The 14,087-nt window shown below is 69.7% G+C and carries 16 protein-coding genes and 1 pseudogene; 8 read left to right on the forward strand and 9 right to left on the reverse strand.

Annotation, left to right across the window (positions count from 1 at the left end; translation table 11 throughout):
• From KVT44_RS52560 to KVT44_RS59500, 5 genes are all read left to right on the forward strand, one after another.
• The coding region (locus KVT44_RS52560; RefSeq protein ID WP_217575931.1) for a LuxR C-terminal-related transcriptional regulator at positions 1 to 2,494 on the forward strand (2,494 nt) is incomplete at its 5' end.
• A gap of 24 nt (positions 2,495 to 2,518) precedes the next feature.
• On the forward strand, positions 2,519 to 2,797 hold the full coding sequence (locus KVT44_RS52565) for a hypothetical protein (protein WP_217575933.1): 279 nt from the start codon (positions 2,519 to 2,521) through the stop codon (positions 2,795 to 2,797).
• Positions 2,798 to 3,100: 303 nt separating this feature from the next.
• Positions 3,101 to 3,436, forward strand: a complete 336-nt coding sequence (locus KVT44_RS52570; RefSeq protein ID WP_217575935.1) for a hypothetical protein — start codon at positions 3,101 to 3,103, stop codon at positions 3,434 to 3,436.
• Between the two features lie 13 nt (positions 3,437 to 3,449).
• The gene (locus KVT44_RS52575) at positions 3,450 to 4,883 is read left to right on the forward strand and encodes a caspase family protein (RefSeq protein ID WP_217575937.1); all 1,434 of its coding nucleotides are present in this window, start codon (positions 3,450 to 3,452) and stop codon (positions 4,881 to 4,883) included.
• A 112-nt stretch (positions 4,884 to 4,995) separates the two neighbouring features.
• Positions 4,996 to 5,145, forward strand: coding sequence for a hypothetical protein (locus KVT44_RS59500; protein WP_254651099.1), 150 nt, complete (start codon positions 4,996 to 4,998; stop codon positions 5,143 to 5,145).
• A 253-nt stretch (positions 5,146 to 5,398) separates the two neighbouring features.
• On the opposite strand, the pseudogene KVT44_RS59505 reads toward KVT44_RS59500, so the two are convergent.
• Together KVT44_RS59505 and KVT44_RS52585 are read right to left on the reverse strand one after the other, a co-directional pair.
• Positions 5,399 to 5,628 (reverse strand): annotated as a pseudogene (locus KVT44_RS59505) (SCO5389 family protein); the annotation flags it as partial.
• Between the two features lie 48 nt (positions 5,629 to 5,676).
• Positions 5,677 to 6,636 carry an ATP-binding protein gene (locus KVT44_RS52585; RefSeq protein ID WP_217575939.1) on the reverse strand — a complete coding sequence of 320 codons (960 nt, stop codon included), beginning with the start codon at positions 6,634 to 6,636 and terminating at the stop codon, positions 5,677 to 5,679.
• Between the two features lie 183 nt (positions 6,637 to 6,819).
• On the opposite strand from KVT44_RS52585, the gene KVT44_RS52590 reads away from it, so the two are divergent.
• Positions 6,820 to 7,239 carry a hypothetical protein gene (locus KVT44_RS52590; RefSeq protein WP_254651100.1) on the forward strand — a complete coding sequence of 140 codons (420 nt, stop codon included), beginning with the start codon at positions 6,820 to 6,822 and terminating at the stop codon, positions 7,237 to 7,239.
• Positions 7,240 to 7,315: 76 nt separating this feature from the next.
• Here the strand turns inward: KVT44_RS52590 and KVT44_RS52595 are convergent, their stop codons facing one another.
• The 7 genes from KVT44_RS52595 to KVT44_RS52625 all read right to left on the reverse strand — a co-directional run bounded on the left by KVT44_RS52595 (position 7,316) and on the right by KVT44_RS52625 (position 12,798).
• The gene (locus KVT44_RS52595; protein ID WP_217575941.1) at positions 7,316 to 8,488 is read right to left on the reverse strand and encodes a GTP-binding protein; all 1,173 of its coding nucleotides are present in this window, start codon (positions 8,486 to 8,488) and stop codon (positions 7,316 to 7,318) included.
• A 6-nt stretch (positions 8,489 to 8,494) separates the two neighbouring features.
• Positions 8,495 to 8,665, reverse strand: a complete 171-nt coding sequence (gene rpmF / locus KVT44_RS52600; protein ID WP_030069935.1) for a 50S ribosomal protein L32 — start codon at positions 8,663 to 8,665, stop codon at positions 8,495 to 8,497.
• A 93-nt stretch (positions 8,666 to 8,758) separates the two neighbouring features.
• Positions 8,759 to 9,175, reverse strand: coding sequence for a Fur family transcriptional regulator (locus tag KVT44_RS52605; protein WP_217575943.1), 417 nt, complete (start codon positions 9,173 to 9,175; stop codon positions 8,759 to 8,761).
• Complete coding sequence (locus tag KVT44_RS52610; protein WP_217575945.1) at positions 9,175 to 10,014, reverse strand: metal ABC transporter permease; 840 nt, start codon at positions 10,012 to 10,014, stop codon at positions 9,175 to 9,177. Before KVT44_RS52610 ends, KVT44_RS52605 begins: the two co-directional genes overlap by 1 nt.
• Positions 10,011 to 10,913, reverse strand: a complete 903-nt coding sequence (locus KVT44_RS52615; protein WP_217575947.1) for a metal ABC transporter permease — start codon at positions 10,911 to 10,913, stop codon at positions 10,011 to 10,013. Before KVT44_RS52615 ends, KVT44_RS52610 begins: the two co-directional genes overlap by 4 nt.
• Positions 10,910 to 11,821: an ATP-binding cassette domain-containing protein gene (locus KVT44_RS52620; protein ID WP_308314388.1), complete on the reverse strand. Its 912-nt coding sequence runs from the start codon at positions 11,819 to 11,821 to the stop codon at positions 10,910 to 10,912. Before KVT44_RS52620 ends, KVT44_RS52615 begins: the two co-directional genes overlap by 4 nt.
• Before the next feature lie 5 nt (positions 11,822 to 11,826).
• Entirely contained in the window at positions 11,827 to 12,798 is a 972-nt protein-coding gene (locus KVT44_RS52625) for a metal ABC transporter solute-binding protein, Zn/Mn family (protein ID WP_308314389.1), read from the reverse strand.
• A gap of 200 nt (positions 12,799 to 12,998) precedes the next feature.
• On the opposite strand from KVT44_RS52625, the gene KVT44_RS52630 reads away from it, so the two are divergent.
• Together KVT44_RS52630 and KVT44_RS52635 are read left to right on the forward strand one after the other, a co-directional pair.
• Positions 12,999 to 13,334, forward strand: coding sequence for a helix-turn-helix transcriptional regulator (locus KVT44_RS52630; protein WP_217575948.1), 336 nt, complete (start codon positions 12,999 to 13,001; stop codon positions 13,332 to 13,334).
• The gene (locus KVT44_RS52635) at positions 13,334 to 14,047 is read left to right on the forward strand and encodes a cation transporter (RefSeq protein ID WP_217575950.1); all 714 of its coding nucleotides are present in this window, start codon (positions 13,334 to 13,336) and stop codon (positions 14,045 to 14,047) included. Before KVT44_RS52630 ends, KVT44_RS52635 begins: the two co-directional genes overlap by 1 nt.
• Positions 14,048 to 14,087: the final 40 nt, after the last annotated feature.

Genomic DNA, 14,087 nt, shown 5'->3' on the forward strand with positions numbered 1-14,087 from the left:
GCATCTGCCGGGGCCGCAGCGTGACGCGCTCCGCACCGCCTTCGGCATGAGCGAGGGGCAGGCGCCGGACCGGTACCTGGTCGGTCTGGCCGTGCTCGGCTTGTTGTCCGAGGTCGCGGAGGAGCGGCCGCTGATCTGCCTGATCGACGACGAGCAGTGGCTCGACCGCGCCTCGGCACAGGTCCTCGCCTTCGTCGCGCGCCGCCTGGGGGCGGAGTCGATGGGCCTGGTCTTCGCGGCCCGTTCCGTGAACGGCGACCTGGGCGGAGTGCCGGAACTGGTGGTCGAAGGGCTACGGGAGGCCGACGCGCGGGCGCTGCTGGACGCGGTACCGACCGGGCCGATCGACGCCCGGGTACGCGACCAGATCGTGTTCGAGGCACGGGGCAACCCGCTGGCCCTGCTGGAGCTGACGCGGGGACTGGCGCCCGCGGAGCTGGCCGGCGGATTCGGGCTCCCCGGGCTGATGCCACTCTCGGGCAGCATCGAGGAGAATTTCCTACGGCGGGTCGGCGCCCTTCCGCAACGGTCCCGGAGGCTGCTGCTGATCGCGGCGGCCGACCCTTCCGGCGACCCGGCCCTGGTGTGGCGGGCAGCCCGCCTGCTCGGGACCCGCACCGACGCTGCGGCACCCGCCACCGAGGCCGGCCTGGTCGAGTTCGGCACCCGGGTACGGTTCCGCCATCCGCTGGCCCGCTCGGCGGCCTACCGCTCGGCGTCGGCCCAGGACAGACAGGCAGCGCACCGCGCCCTGGCCGAGGCCACCGATCCGCGGCTCGATCCCGACCGGCGTGCCTGGCACCGCGCGCAGGCCGCCCCGGGACCGGACGAGGACGTCGCCGCCGAACTCGAACACTCGGCCGGGCGGGCCCGGGCACGCGGCGGCACGGCCGCGGCAGCCGCGTTCCTGAAGCAGGCGGCACTGCTCACACTCGACCCGGCAGGGCGGACCGGCCGGGCCCTGGACGCCGCGCGGGCCACGATCCAGGCAGGTGCTTTCGACGTGGCGTGGGAGCTGCTGGCCATGGCCGAATCCGGGCAGCTCAGCGACTTCCAGCAGGCAAGTGTCGACATGATGCGGGCCCAGCTCGCGTTCAACACCAGCCGTGGTGGTGATGCCCCCGCGCTGCTGCTGAAGGCGGCCGAGCGGCTTCGGCCCATCGACGCGGATCTCTCCCGCGCGGCCTACCTGGACGCGCTGCTCGGCGCGATCTTCGCCGGACGCCTGGCCGGTCCCGGCGGTGACGTGCTGGAGGTGGCACGGGCGGCGGGCGCGGCCCCTCCGCCGCGGCACGCCCCGCGCGCTCCCGATCTCCTTCTCGACGGCACGGCAGCGACCCTTCATGTCGGGTATGCGGCAGGAGTCCCGCTCCTGCGCAGGGCCCTGGCCGACTTCGGAGCCGGCATGTCCGCCGAGGAGGAACTGCGACGCATGTATCTGGCGTGCATCACGGCCATCCGGCTCTGGGACGACGACCGTTGGGAGACGCTCTCGGCCCGGTACCTCCGACTGGCGCGGGAGACCGGCACGCTCAGTGAGCTGCCGCTGGCCCTCACCGCACGTGCCTACGTGCTGCTGTTCGCCGGTGATCTGCCCGGCGCGGCGTCGCTGTCCGACGAACTGCAGGCGGTCAAGGAGGCGACCGGGAGCGGCCTGGCGTCCTACAGCGCCATGGGTCTGGCCGCACTCCGCGGTGACGAGACCGGGGCCTGTGCCGTGATCGACGCCACCCTGGAGGACGTGACCACGCGCGGCGAGGGAATCGGCATCACCTACGCCGAATGGGCGAACGCCGCCCTCAACAACGGGCTCGGCCACTACGACAGGGCCATGGCCGCGGGCCTGCGTGCCACCGCCTACGGCAACGATCCTGCCGGGATGTGCTGGCCCTTGGTCGAGCTGGTCGAGGCCGCCGCACGCTGCGGGACGCCCGAGGCCGCGGCCGACGCCTGTCGCTGGCTCTCCGAGGTGGCCGATGCCAGCGGCACCGACTGGGTCCTGGGGGCCCAGGCCCGGTCGCGCGCACTGCTGAGCGAGGGCGACGCAGCCGAGCGCCTGTACCGCGAGGCGATCACCCACTTCACCAGGACCCGACTCCGGGTCGATCTCGCCCGCGCGCATCTGCTGTACGGGGAATGGCTGCGCCGGGAACGCCGCCGCAACGACGCACGCGAACAACTGCGCACGGCACACGGCATGCTGGAGACGATGGGCATGACAGCGTTCGCCGAGCGTGCCGGCCGCGAACTGCGGGCCGCCGGCGGAACCGCCCACAAGCGCACCGCCCCGGCCCCGCACGAGGAACTGACCGCCCAGGAAGGCCAGATCGCCCGGATGGCCCGCGATGGCCTGTCGAACCCGGAGATCGGCACCCGCCTGTTCATCAGCGCACGCACCGTCCAGTACCACTTGCGCAAGGTCTTCACCAAGCTCGGCATCACCTCACGCAGCCAGCTCGACCGGGTCCTGCCGAGCGGCCCCGGCGGCGCATAAGGGGACGTTCTAGAGACTTCGTGAGTGAAGAAGTGCGCCCGGCGGAGGCGAGAAGTTCTGGTCATCATGTCGGTCGGCGGCAGCGAGGCCGGATCGGTCTGCAGCGAGTCCCGGCGCTTCCTCCAATGGGGCGAATGGATTCCCTTCGCCGGCGCCAGCCTCTACCTGCTCTGGGAACTCGGCCGCGTCAGCAGCGCCCTCGCCGAACTCGCCAGCCTCTGGAATGGGCAGTACGCCAAGCAGGAGGAAGCCGAACGAGACGAGTACTACCGCAAGCGGCGGGAGCAACGAGACAAGCCGTAGCTCCCTTGTCCGGGTGGACTTCCTGACGAACTGGTTGCCACGACCGTGGTGTTGGCGGGCAATCGGGTGACCCCTCACGTGTGGCCTGTTTGGCCCCTGAGCATCTTTGAGAGGCGCTCCGAACCCGCAGTCGCCGTCCGCCCAGCTCGGTGAAAGGAACGGAACCCTCGCGCGGCGGATCCACCTTCCAACGCGTCGTAGCTCAGCTCCGGTACGTGGGGCGGAGCATCTGCGTGAAAGGAGCGCCAATTCGTCCCTTCTGCAATAGAGTTGCCTCGTCGCATCGGGGGATGGGGGTTTCACGTGGAGACGACCGAGGCAGCGGCTGGTGAGCCGACTCTTCCCTTCTGGGTGTCTTTCGACGAAGACGCCGAGGAGTACGGGGACTCGATGGGGCTCTTCGGCAACCGTCAGGAAGCGGTGCTGCGCGGTGTACCGCTTGGAGTGCTGCGCAAGAACCTCGCCGATGCCGTCGACGCCCTGCAGCAGGTTTTCGCCGATGTCGCGGCGCGTGGCGGGGCTTTGCCGCTGCGTGAGGCGCAGTTGTCGTTCCAGGTGACTGCAGGCGGCGGGGTGCAGTTCGTTGGTACCGCGCAAATGCAGAGCAGCCGCGGCATCGTCTTGGTGTTCCGGCAGTGAGCGAAAACGTGTCATGGGACTGCACCGTGCGCTGCTGATCGGCGCAAGCGACTACGAGATGCGCGGCATCCAGCCTCTGCCGTTCATTGCCGGCGACCTGACGCGACTGGGCGCGATCCTTACCAATCATGGCTTCAACGATGTACAGGTCCTTGCCCGGCGCTCCGGCGGCAAGCAGATCTCCGCGAACTACATCAACGCCCGGGTCATCGGCTTCCTGCGGCGTGCCCGGCGCGGAGACACAGCGTTCATTGTGCTGAGCGGTCACGGGGTTCATGCCCGGGGTCGCGACTACCTGGTACCTGAGGACATCGACGAGGACGTCCACCCGTTCGAATCGGGGTGTGTCCCCATCGACTGGCGTCAGCATCTGGACGAGACTCCGGCCGACCACGTCGTGTTCCTGATCGACGCCTGCCGGGAGGGCATCGAGCAGGATTCGATGAGCGTGGCGGGGGTCAGGGAATGGGGCCAGCAGCAGATCAGTGCGGCCCTGCGCCGGAAGGTGGCCTATGTCTACGGCTGCTCTCCCGCCCAGCTGTCCCTCTTCGTCCGCCCTCATGAGGTGGTTCAAGACGGACGTTTCCACGGGACGCGGTCGGGTGAGTCGTTCAGCATCTTCTCACGGTCGATCGCCGACGTGGTGCTGTCCCATCCCAAGGGCGAGCCGCTGTCGCTCGGCGCGTTCAAGGAAACCGTGCAGGACCGCGTCACGGAGTTGCACCGCGCCTACAAGAAGAAGGGTGATCCGCAGATACTGCGCATCGTCACCGATATTCCCACGGACGACTTCTTCTTCCTCCCCCATACCGCCCCGGTGCGCTCACCCCAGCAACCTCCGTGGGTCGGCTCTGGGGATGTAGCCACCATGAGCATTAGCGCACCACCGACGGCCCATCCGCCCAGACCACCGGTGGCGTTCGGCCCGCCTGCGACGGCGGCCGCCCCGCAGACGGGCCCGCCGCAGATGCCGCTTCCGCCCGCGAAGCCGCCGGACACCGCCGCTTTGGCCCCGGCGCCCGCCCGTCGACATCTCCGCATCCGTTGGACCCACTGGAAAGTGATCCTGCTCAGCGTCGGCCTCGCGGTCTTCGTCGGCGGCCTCCTCGGCGGCTACCAGTGGACACAGACCCAGTACTACGTCGGCGCCCAAGGCAATCACGTGGCGCTCTATCAGGGGGTCAATGACAGCGTGCTCGGCATCAGCCTTTCGAAGGTGCTCAGGGACCACCCGGAGATCGAGCTGAAGTACCTGCCGCCCTACCAGCAGAAGCAGGTGCAGGCCACGATCGCCGAGGACAGCAAGTCACAAGGACAGTCGAAGGTCGATGACTTGGCGGTCCAAGCATCCGCCTGCAAGAAGGAGGCGCGGCGCCAGAACGGCGACAATCAGGTCACGCTGACCGAAGAGGAGCAGAAACTCGTCTCTCTTTGCAGCAGCCAATAGGCCGGCGTGGTCAGGAGCGGCATTCATTCGTTTCCCCGCAGCCTCAGATGAACGTCATGGGGCGCGCACCTCGCCGCTGGGCATCGGCTGGACAGCGGTCACCGCTGCCGCGATGTTCGCCCTGGCGTTCGGCAAGGCCCGCACCGGGGCCGCGCTCGGCAACCCCGTGCTGTCCGCCGAGGGCCGGGGGACGCTGATCGACGGCCTGCTCGCCGCAGCCGTCCTGCTCGGCTTGGTCCTGAACACCGCGCTCGGCTGGTGATGGGCCGACCCGGCTGCCGGATACGTGCTCGTCTGCTACGCGATCCGTGAAGTGCGGGAGATCTTCTCCGAGGACTGACCGCAGCAGGCAGCGCTGCGGTTGGCGGTCGCCGAGCCCGGCCTTGACGCACGAAGGCCGTCTCGGTGGCACGGGGGATCCCACCGAGACGGCTCCACCCAGCGTAGAACGTGGGCCCGTGGGTCTACGAGCTCACGTGCAGCGGCGACACCCGCCCCGCGAGTTTCCTCTGCCGTCAGCAGTCGCGGAACTCGGGTGACTGGTTGAGGAGCTGGGCGCACAGCGAGTGAAGCGGATGTGGGTCGCTCAGCCCCGGGCCTCGGGGCGGAAGGCGGCGGCACGGTGGCAGTTCTGGAAGGCCAGGGTGATGCCCACGCGCCCTTCCAGGCTGCCGCGAATCGCGTCGCTGGACAGAGCCCGCAGCAGCTGGCCGCGTTCCTTCCAGGACGGCGGAGGCGTCTGGTTGGTTCTCGTACGGGACGGACGGGAGCCGCTGATCCCGGGTGTCGCGGGTCAGGCGTAGGTCGCCAGCGCCGCTGGGCCGTGCTGGAAGTCGGGGTCGACCTGGGTGGCGAGGTCCCGGCCGCTGGCGCTGTTTGCCCAGGCGGTGGCGTTGCGCAGGTGGAACTCGACGGCGTGTCGCTGGAAGGCGGCCCAGTCCTTCGGGCGGGCGTCCACGGTCTCACGCAGCCGGTCCAGGGTGCGGGCGTTGTGGGGCTCCAGCTCGCCGTGGGCGCGGCCCTGCTCCTGCGCCCGCACGAAGGGGGACTGCTCGCAGTGCGCGAGGAGGTCGTCGCCAACGTGCTCTTTGAGGAAGAGGAGGTCGTCCTCGCCGGTGATCTTGTTGCCGACCACGGCGATGGGGATGCCGAATTCGGCGGCGTGTTCACGATACTGGCGGTAGACAGAGACGCTCTTCCGGGTCGGCTCCACCACCAGGAAGGTCATGTCGAAACGGGTGAACAGGCCGGAGGCGAAGGCGTCGGCGCCGGCCGTCATGTCGAGGACGACGTACTCGGCGGGCTCGTCCACGAGGTGGTTGAGGTAGAGCTCGACCGCGCCGAGTTTGGAGTGGTAGCAGGCCACGCCGAGGTCGCTCTCCTCGAAGGCGCCGGTCACCATCAGTGGTACGCCGTGCACGCTCTGGACGTGGTGGGCGTGGATCTCGTCGTCGCCCAGCAGGCGCAGCAGGCGGGAGCCACGGCCCGGCGGGGTCGTCTTGACCATGGCGTCGCGGGACGGGATACGCGGGTTCGTGCCCCGCAGGTAGTCCTTGATCTCACCGGTCCGTGCGCTGAGCGGCGGCGCACCGAAGGATGCGTTCTCGTCGAGACCCAGCGCGTACGCCAGGTGCTGGTTGATGTCGCCGTCGATGGCGACGACCGGCGCGCCGGAGTGCGCCAGGTGACGAGAGAAGAGTGCGGACAGGGTGGTCTTCCCGCTGCCGCCCTTGCCGACGAACGCCACACGCATGACTAACTCCCTCTATTGGAAATGGATGTCATGAGCATAGGCTGGGGGTGTGGCGGCGGGCTGTCAAATCACGGTCCGCCAACTTCCCACTTCCCGAGGCGAGTTGCATCGCCCGATCGGGCTAAACGGCCCCTGCCGGAGCTTTGGCCCCCTGCGCGAAAGCGTGGAAGAAGTGGCATGGGCATGAGGATCGACATCAAGCAGGCGCATGGGTGGAGTGCGGGCGTGAGCAACGCGGCACGCGGTCGACAGGGCCCCTTCTTCACTCTTGTCGTCTGCGCCTCCTGCCGCGCCGTCACGGACGAGGTGATGGACGGGCTGCGCCAGGCGGTGCGCGGCCGCCCCCATGGAGTCATGGTCTCCACCGGATGCCTGGGGATAGTCCTGCGCTGCCGCCGACGGCGCGGACTGCACGCGGCCGTCCAGCCGTGTGCTGTGGACCACCGGCCCACCGGAGCCGTGGTACGGATCGGCCCACTGGCCACCGCAGCCGATGCCGAGGCGGTCGGTGCCTGGCTGCGGACCGGAATGCCCGACGACGGCACGCTGCCGGACAGGCTGCGTGCGGCGCCTGCTCCGCGGCACGTCGCACGCTCCAACTGACGCCCGGGCCTTGGCGACCGGGCGGCTGCCGGGCCGGGCGGCGCCGTGGCTGCGTCCACCGCCCGGCCCGGGGTCTTCAGGTCCCCACTACAAGGTCGGGATGCTCGTGCTCGCAGGTGTCGTCGATGCCGTAGGTGTCCCAGGCGGGGAACGGGTCGACGGGCGGGAGGCTCTCACCGTCGGCCATGAGGCAGTCGGTCAGTGCCGCGTGCAGTGCGTCCGCGTGCAGATGCGTGCCGATGAAGACCAGTTCCTGGCTGTCGAGGATGCCGGTGTCGCGGGCGGCGGAGGGCTCGAAGCGCGCGACGGAGCCGGCCTGTGACCACAGGCCCGTCACCTGCGGGCGGCTGGCCAGCGTGAAGAACCCCTTGGAACGCAGGATCTGCCCGTACGCGCCGCTGTCCAGCTCCTCGGTCACGAACGTCCACAGCCGGCCGGGATGGAAGGGCAGCTCGGTGCGGAAGACGGTCGAGGAGATCCCGTACTCCTCCGTCTCGGGGACGTGGTCACCGTTGAGCTCCCTCACCCAGCCAGGGGCCTGTTGGGCGCGTTCCAGGTCGAACATCCTGGTGCCCAGTACGTCGCCGGCCTTGACGCGGCCGTGTACGGCTGGGACGACACGAGCAACCGGATTGAGGCGGGCGAGCGTCGCCCGCAGCCGCTCCGCCGACTCCTCGTCGACGAGGTCGAGCTTGTTGAGCACGATGACGTCGGCGAACTCGACCTGGTCCATCAGCAGGTCGCTGACGGTGCGTTCGTCGTCCTCGTACTGGTCCAGGCCGCGTTCGACGAGCTCGTCGCCGCTCGTCAGCTCGGGCAGGAAGTTCGCGGCGTCGACGACCGTGACCATGGTGTCCAGGCGGGCGATCTCCCCGAGGGTGGCGCCGTCGTCGCGGGCGAAGGCGAAGGTCGCGGCCACCGGCATGGGTTCGGAGATGCCGGACGACTCGATGAGCAGGTAGTCGAAGCGCCCCTCGCGGGCCAACCGGTCGATCTCCTCGAGCAGATCGTCGCGCAGGGTGCAGCAGATGCAGCCGTTGGTCATCTCCACCAGGCGTTCCTCGGTGCGCGACAGGGCTGCCTCGCCGCCGCGCACCAGGGCTGCGTCGATGTTGACCTCACTCATGTCGTTGACGATGACGGCGACGCGCAGCCCCTCGCGGTTGCCGAGGACGTGGTTGAGGAGGGTCGTCTTGCCCGCGCCGAGGAATCCGGACAGGACCGTGACGGGCAGTCGGTCGTAAGGCATGAACGGTCAGCCCTCGGGGCGCAGCAGCCCGCGCTCGTACGCCTTCACGAGCCGCTGGGGCACCAGGTACGGGACGCCATCGACGGTGATCGGCACGAGCGTCGGCGTGGCCGCCTTCCACTGGGCGCGGCGGTGGCGGGTGTTGCTGCGGGACATCTTCCGCTTGGGAACGGCCATGGGGTCCTCCTGGACGGGGTCGGGGAGCAGCAACAGACGCTATATGAAAATGGAACCCATTACCAACTAGTCCCCCGTTACCGGCAGGCAGCCTTATGAACCGCGGCACTGCGGACAGAGGCCGGTGAGTTCCACGGTGTGCTCCACCTCCGCGAAGCCGGAGCTGCGGGCGACGTGCTCTGCCCAGGTTTCGACGGCCTCGGAGTCGACGGGTGCGCTCAGGCCGCAGGCGCGGCACAGCAGGTAGTGCTGGTGCTCGGCGGACGGGCGGTAGCGGAAGAGGCGCCCGCCGTCCCCGTCGCGTACGACGTCGGCGCGACCGGCCTCCACGAGGGCAGCCAGGGTGCGGTAGACGGTGTTGAGGCCCACGGCCGAACCCCGGACCTCCAGTGCGTTGTACAGGGTCCGGGCACCGACGAAGCCGCCGTTGTCGATCAACGCCCTTAAGACGGATGTGCGTTGGGCGGTGCGACGACCGAAGAGGTCCAGGTCGTCCGTCTGTGCGCTCATCACGCCTCCGCGAGACCGGCTCGGGGGCGGGGGCGGCGGACGGTGGCGAGCGTGGCCGCATAGACGGCCGTGGCGACGGCCATGATGGTGAAGCTGGGAGGTAGTTGGGGCACGTAGTAGCTCAGGGCGAGGCCCGCCCACATCTCCGCCACCGCCAGTCCCGCGGACAGGGCCAAGGCGTGGTACGGCCGGTCGGTGAGCCGTTGCGCCGCGCCGGCGGGCGCGGCGAGCAGGCCGAGCAGCAGCAGCGAGCCGACCGCCTGCGTAGCCTCGGCCGCGCAGGCGCCGACCAGGATCAGGAACGCGAGGCCCAACAGCCGTACGGGCACCCGGCGGGCCGCCGCCACAGCCTCGTCGATGGAGGCGAACAGCAGGGGCCGGGCGACCGCGAGCATGGCGAGGCAGATGGCGGCCGCGACGGTCGCCGCCAGTCGCGCCTGACCGGCCGACAGGCCGAAGATCGACCCGAAGAGCACGTTCACCCCCGCGGTGCCGTTGCCGGTGTTGCGGGACGTCGTATAGAGGGTGAGGAAGAAGACGCCCAGACCCAGGATCCAGGAGAAGACGCTGCCGATGGCGACGTCGTCCGCCCGTCCCCGGCGGCCCAGCGCGCCGATCACCACCGCGAAGACCACGGTCGCCGCGAACAGCCCCAGTCTCAGGTCGTAGCCCAGCGCGAGTGCCGCGAGAGCCCCGGTGAACGCCACATGGCTGAGCGCATCACCGGTGAAGACCTGGGCCCGGAGTACCAGGAAGTACCCCACCAGGCCCGCCGCCAGGGCGATCGCGGTGCCGGCCAGCAGTGCATGGACGAAGTACGGATGTGTGAAGGCGTTCATGCGGCGGCACCTCCCGCCAACTGGTACCTGCCGACGGCCGTGCCCAGGGAGCGGCCGGCGCGGGCCAGGACGTAGACGGCGAAGGCGAAGGTCGTCACGTAGAACCCGATCGGGTACGGCGAGTAGTAGGCGGCGATCAGCCCGGTCCAGGTCACCGCGATCGCGATGAGCACCGAGAGCGCCAGGCCCGCCGTGGGCCGGTCCGTGAGCTGCTGCGCGGCGGCGGCCGGCATCACCAGCAGGGCGAACACCAGCAGCGTGCCGGTGATCTGTCCGGCTTCCGCGGTCGCCGCCCCGAGGAGCACGAGGAAGACCACGGACAGAGTCCGCACCGGCACTCCGCGCCCGGTGGCGACGTTCTCGTCGACCGAGGCGAACAGCAGCGGCCGTCCGATGGCAGCGAGGGTGCCGAGGGCCACCGCCGCCACGACCGTCAGCACGGTCACCTGGGTGGTGGTGATGCCGAGGAAGCTGCCGAACAGCAGGGAGTTGATCCCGCCGAGGAACCCTTTGTAGAGGGCGACGAAGAGGAATCCGCAAGCCAGCAGGAACGCCTGGACGGTGCCGGTCAGCGCCGACTCCTGGCCGCTGCCGCCCTGTCCGGCGCGCGGGATGGCGGCGATCACCAGGGCGCCGCCGACGCAGAACGCGAAGTAGCCGAAGCCCGCGCTGATGCCCAGCAGCGTCGCGCAGGCCGCGCCGGGAAAGCTGACCACAGCGAGGGTGTGTCCGGCGAAGCTCTGCCGCCGCAGCACCATGAACCAGCCCATCGTGGCGGCCAGTACGGCCACGACCGTGCCGGCCCGGAAGGCGTTGACCATGAAGGGGAACGCCCAGATCTGCTGCAGGTCGGTCAGCGGGTTCCACGACCAGCCGCCGCCGACGTCGGCCCAGTTCATGGGTTGCCTCCCTCGGCGTGCCGGTCGATGTGGACGGCGGGCGGTTCGGGCTGGCCGACGACCACCAGCCGCCCGTCACTGGTGCGCAGCACCTCCACCGGCACGCCGTACAGCCGCGACAGCGTCTGCGTGGTGATCACGTCCTGCGGGCGGCCCGCGACCGCACCGCCCTCGGCGATGTACACCACCCGGTCCAGCCACGGCAGGATCGGGTTGACGTCGTGCGCCACCATGACGACGCTGACGCCCGCCTCCCGGCAGATGCGACCGATCAGTGCGGCGACCGCGCCCTGATGGGACAGGTCGAGGCTGTCCAGCGGTTCGTCCAGCAGCAACAACTCGGGGCCCCGCACCAGTGCCTGGGCGATCAGCAGCCGCTGTTGCTCGCCGCCGGAGCACTCACCGATCGGCCGATGCGCGTACGCGGTCGCCCCGACCAGCTCGATGACCTCGGCGATACGGTCCCGGGCCGCCCGGCGCCGGGCGCTGAACCGGGCGGGCACCGGCAGCGGCACGCCCCAGCGGTCGCCGTCCAGCCCTAGCCACACGATGTCGAGACCGCGGATCCGCAGGCTCGCGTCGAAACTGCGGCGCTGCGGCAGGTATCCGACGCGGTGGGCCGCCCTGCCGGGTGCCTCGCCCAGCACCCTGACCTCACCGGCGGCGGGCGGCAGGATGCCGAGCAGCATTTTGATCAGGGTCGACTTGCCGACCCCGTTCGGGCCGAGGACAGCCACGAACTCCCCGGCGCCGACCTCCAGATCGACACCCGACCACAGGGTGCGGCCGCCGACGCGCACGCCGGCGCCGCGCAACGACACGACGGGGGACCGCGGCGGCAGTGCCGCGGCCGGTTGCGCGGGGACCCGGTGCCGTACCAGGTCGCCCAGCCGGGTGGCCGGATTCACGGTGCTCACCTGCCCGTCGCCTGCCCCAGGGCCTTCTCGATGCCCTGCAGCTGCCGCACCTGCCATGCCTGGAAGGAGGCCCCGGCCGGGGTGAGGGTCTCGGTCACCGTGGCGACCGGGATGCCCTTGGCCTTGGCGGCCTTGACCTGGGCCTGCACGTCCGGGGTGGCGTTCTGGCTGTTGTAGACGTAGACCTTGATCTTTTTCTCGCTGATCTGCTGGTCGATCGTCTGCTTGTCCTTGGCCGTCGGGTCGGTGCCCTCGCTGATGGCGTCCAGGAAGGACTCGGGCGTGAGCATCTTCAGGCCCAGCCCCTCGGCGAGCGGGGTCACGATGGACTCCGAGGCGCCGACCGGGGTGCCCGCGTACTTGGCCTTGATGTCGGCGATCAGCTTGTTGTACGGCGCCAGGGTCTTGGTCTCGAAGGTCGTCTTCTGCGTGTCGAAGTAGACGGCGTCGGCCGGGTCCATCTTCTTATAGTCGGCGGTGATCTTCTCGATCACCTGGTGGACGTTGTCCGGCGAGTACCAGCGGTGCGGGTTGCCGCCCGGCTTGATGCCCACCAGGTCGCCGACCTTCAGGTCGGTGCGGCTGCCGGCGGGGTTGGCGGACAGCAGCTTGTCCGCCCAGGCGTCGTAGCCGATCCCGTTGACGATCGTGTACTGGGCGGTGGCCACGGCCCGGCCGTCGGCCGCGGTCGGCTCGTAGTCGTGCGGATCGGCGTTCGGGTTGTCGATGATGCTCTTCACCTGCACGTGGTCACCGCCGAGCTGAGCGGCGATGCTGCCCCAGAAGTTCTCCGCCGCCACGACCGTGATGGTCTTGCCGGACTGGCCGGACTGGGAGGACGCCGCCGTGGCGGTGTCGGAGGAGGAGGCGGTGGAACAGCCGCTGACAGCGGCCAGCGCCGCGACGGCGGCCAAGCCCCCGGCGGCCATGCGGACAGGGCGGGATATGGAGGTGCCGGCAGTGCGCACGACGGGGTTCTCCTTGACGGACTGATGGGCCTCACACAAAGGCAGGCCCGGTGGGGCGGAACACTTGCGAGGCTAGATGGAAACGATTGTCATTACTAGGGGAAGCGGTGATCCAAATGAAAATCATTACGGAAGCTTGGAATTCAGGATTCCCTGAATCCACACTTCTCTGAATCCAGGATTCTCTGTACTGTCGTGGTGTGCTGACTGTTGCCTCCGACATCGAGGTGCTGGCCCGGTTCGGCCGCGCGCTCGCCGACCCGATCCGCTGCCGCATCCTGCTCGCGCTGCGCGAGGCTTCGGCCTACCCGGCCGACCTCGCCGACGCACTCGGCATCTCCCGCACCCGGCTGTCCAACCACCTCGCCTGCCTGCGGGATTGCGGCCTCGTCGTCACCGTGCCCGATGGGCGCCGTACCCGCTACGAACTGGCCGACGAACGTCTCGGCCATGCGCTCGACGACCTGCGCACCGCGGTGGTGGCCGTTGAGGCCGACCGCAGTTGCGTCGACGCCGACGACAAGGGCTGCTGCTGATGACCCCGATATCTCCTGGCGTCTCGCGGGTGCGCCGCGACGCGCTCACTCGCCGGATACGTCTGCTGGTCGCCGCAACCATCGCCTACAACGTCATCGAGGGGATCCTCGCCCTCACAGCGGGAACTATCGCCTCCTCCACCGCCCTGATCGGTTTCGGCCTGGACTCCGTCATCGAGGTCTCCTCGGCGGCCGCGGTCGCCTGGCAGTTCTCCGCCCGAGAGCACGCCGTACGCGAAGCGCGTGAGCGGACCACCCTGCGGATCATCGCGCTGTCGTTCTTCGCGCTTGCCGCCTACATCACCGCCGACGCCGTCCGTGCGTTGACTGGCACTGGCGAGGCTGAACGCTCCGTCCCCGGCATCGTCCTCGCTGCGCTGTCGTTGGTCGTCATGCCGTTCCTGTCCGCCGCACAGCGGCGCGCGGGCCGTGAGCTCGGCTCTGCCAGTGCGGTCGCAGACTCCAAGCAGACCCTGCTGTGCACGTACCTTTCGGCCGTGCTCCTGGTGGGTCTGATCCTCAACGCCGCTCTGGGCTGGTCCTGGGCGGATCCCGTCGCCGCCCTCGTCATCGCCGCGGTCGCCGTCAGGGAAGGCCGCGACGCTTGGCAGGGCAAAGGCTGTTGTGCGACGCCCGCAGCGGCGGCCCCGGCCATGGACGCCGCGGTGGACGAGGTGTGCGGCTGCCGTGCCGGCTGCGACTGCTGCAATTGACACACAGGCTGGACTCACGACGCACCGCGCCGGACCAAGA

It is taken from the genome of Streptomyces sp. GbtcB7 (genome assembly GCF_019091445.1).
Taxonomy (GTDB): Bacteria; Actinomycetota; Actinomycetes; order Streptomycetales; family Streptomycetaceae; genus Streptomyces; species Streptomyces mirabilis.

Coding starts and splice junctions, on each gene's coding strand:
- KVT44_RS52585 (WP_217575939.1), bottom strand. CDS start 6,636: ATGCGTGTGGCGTTCGTCGGCAAGGGCGGCAGCGGGAAGACCACCCTG.
- rpmF (WP_030069935.1), bottom strand. CDS start 8,665: ATGGCCGTTCCCAAGCGGAAGATGTCCCGCAGCAACACCCGCCACCGC.
- KVT44_RS52635 (WP_217575950.1), top strand. CDS start 13,334: ATGACCCCGATATCTCCTGGCGTCTCGCGGGTGCGCCGCGACGCGCTC.
- KVT44_RS52615 (WP_217575947.1), bottom strand. CDS start 10,913: ATGAACTGGGCCGACGTCGGCGGCGGCTGGTCGTGGAACCCGCTGACC.
- KVT44_RS52575 (WP_217575937.1), top strand. CDS start 3,450: ATGGGACTGCACCGTGCGCTGCTGATCGGCGCAAGCGACTACGAGATG.
- KVT44_RS59500 (WP_254651099.1), top strand. CDS start 4,996: ATGTTCGCCCTGGCGTTCGGCAAGGCCCGCACCGGGGCCGCGCTCGGC.
- KVT44_RS52605 (WP_217575943.1), bottom strand. CDS start 9,175: ATGAGCGCACAGACGGACGACCTGGACCTCTTCGGTCGTCGCACCGCC.
- KVT44_RS52590 (WP_254651100.1), top strand. CDS start 6,820: ATGAGGATCGACATCAAGCAGGCGCATGGGTGGAGTGCGGGCGTGAGC.
- KVT44_RS52595 (WP_217575941.1), bottom strand. CDS start 8,488: ATGCCTTACGACCGACTGCCCGTCACGGTCCTGTCCGGATTCCTCGGC.
- KVT44_RS52610 (WP_217575945.1), bottom strand. CDS start 10,014: ATGAACGCCTTCACACATCCGTACTTCGTCCATGCACTGCTGGCCGGC.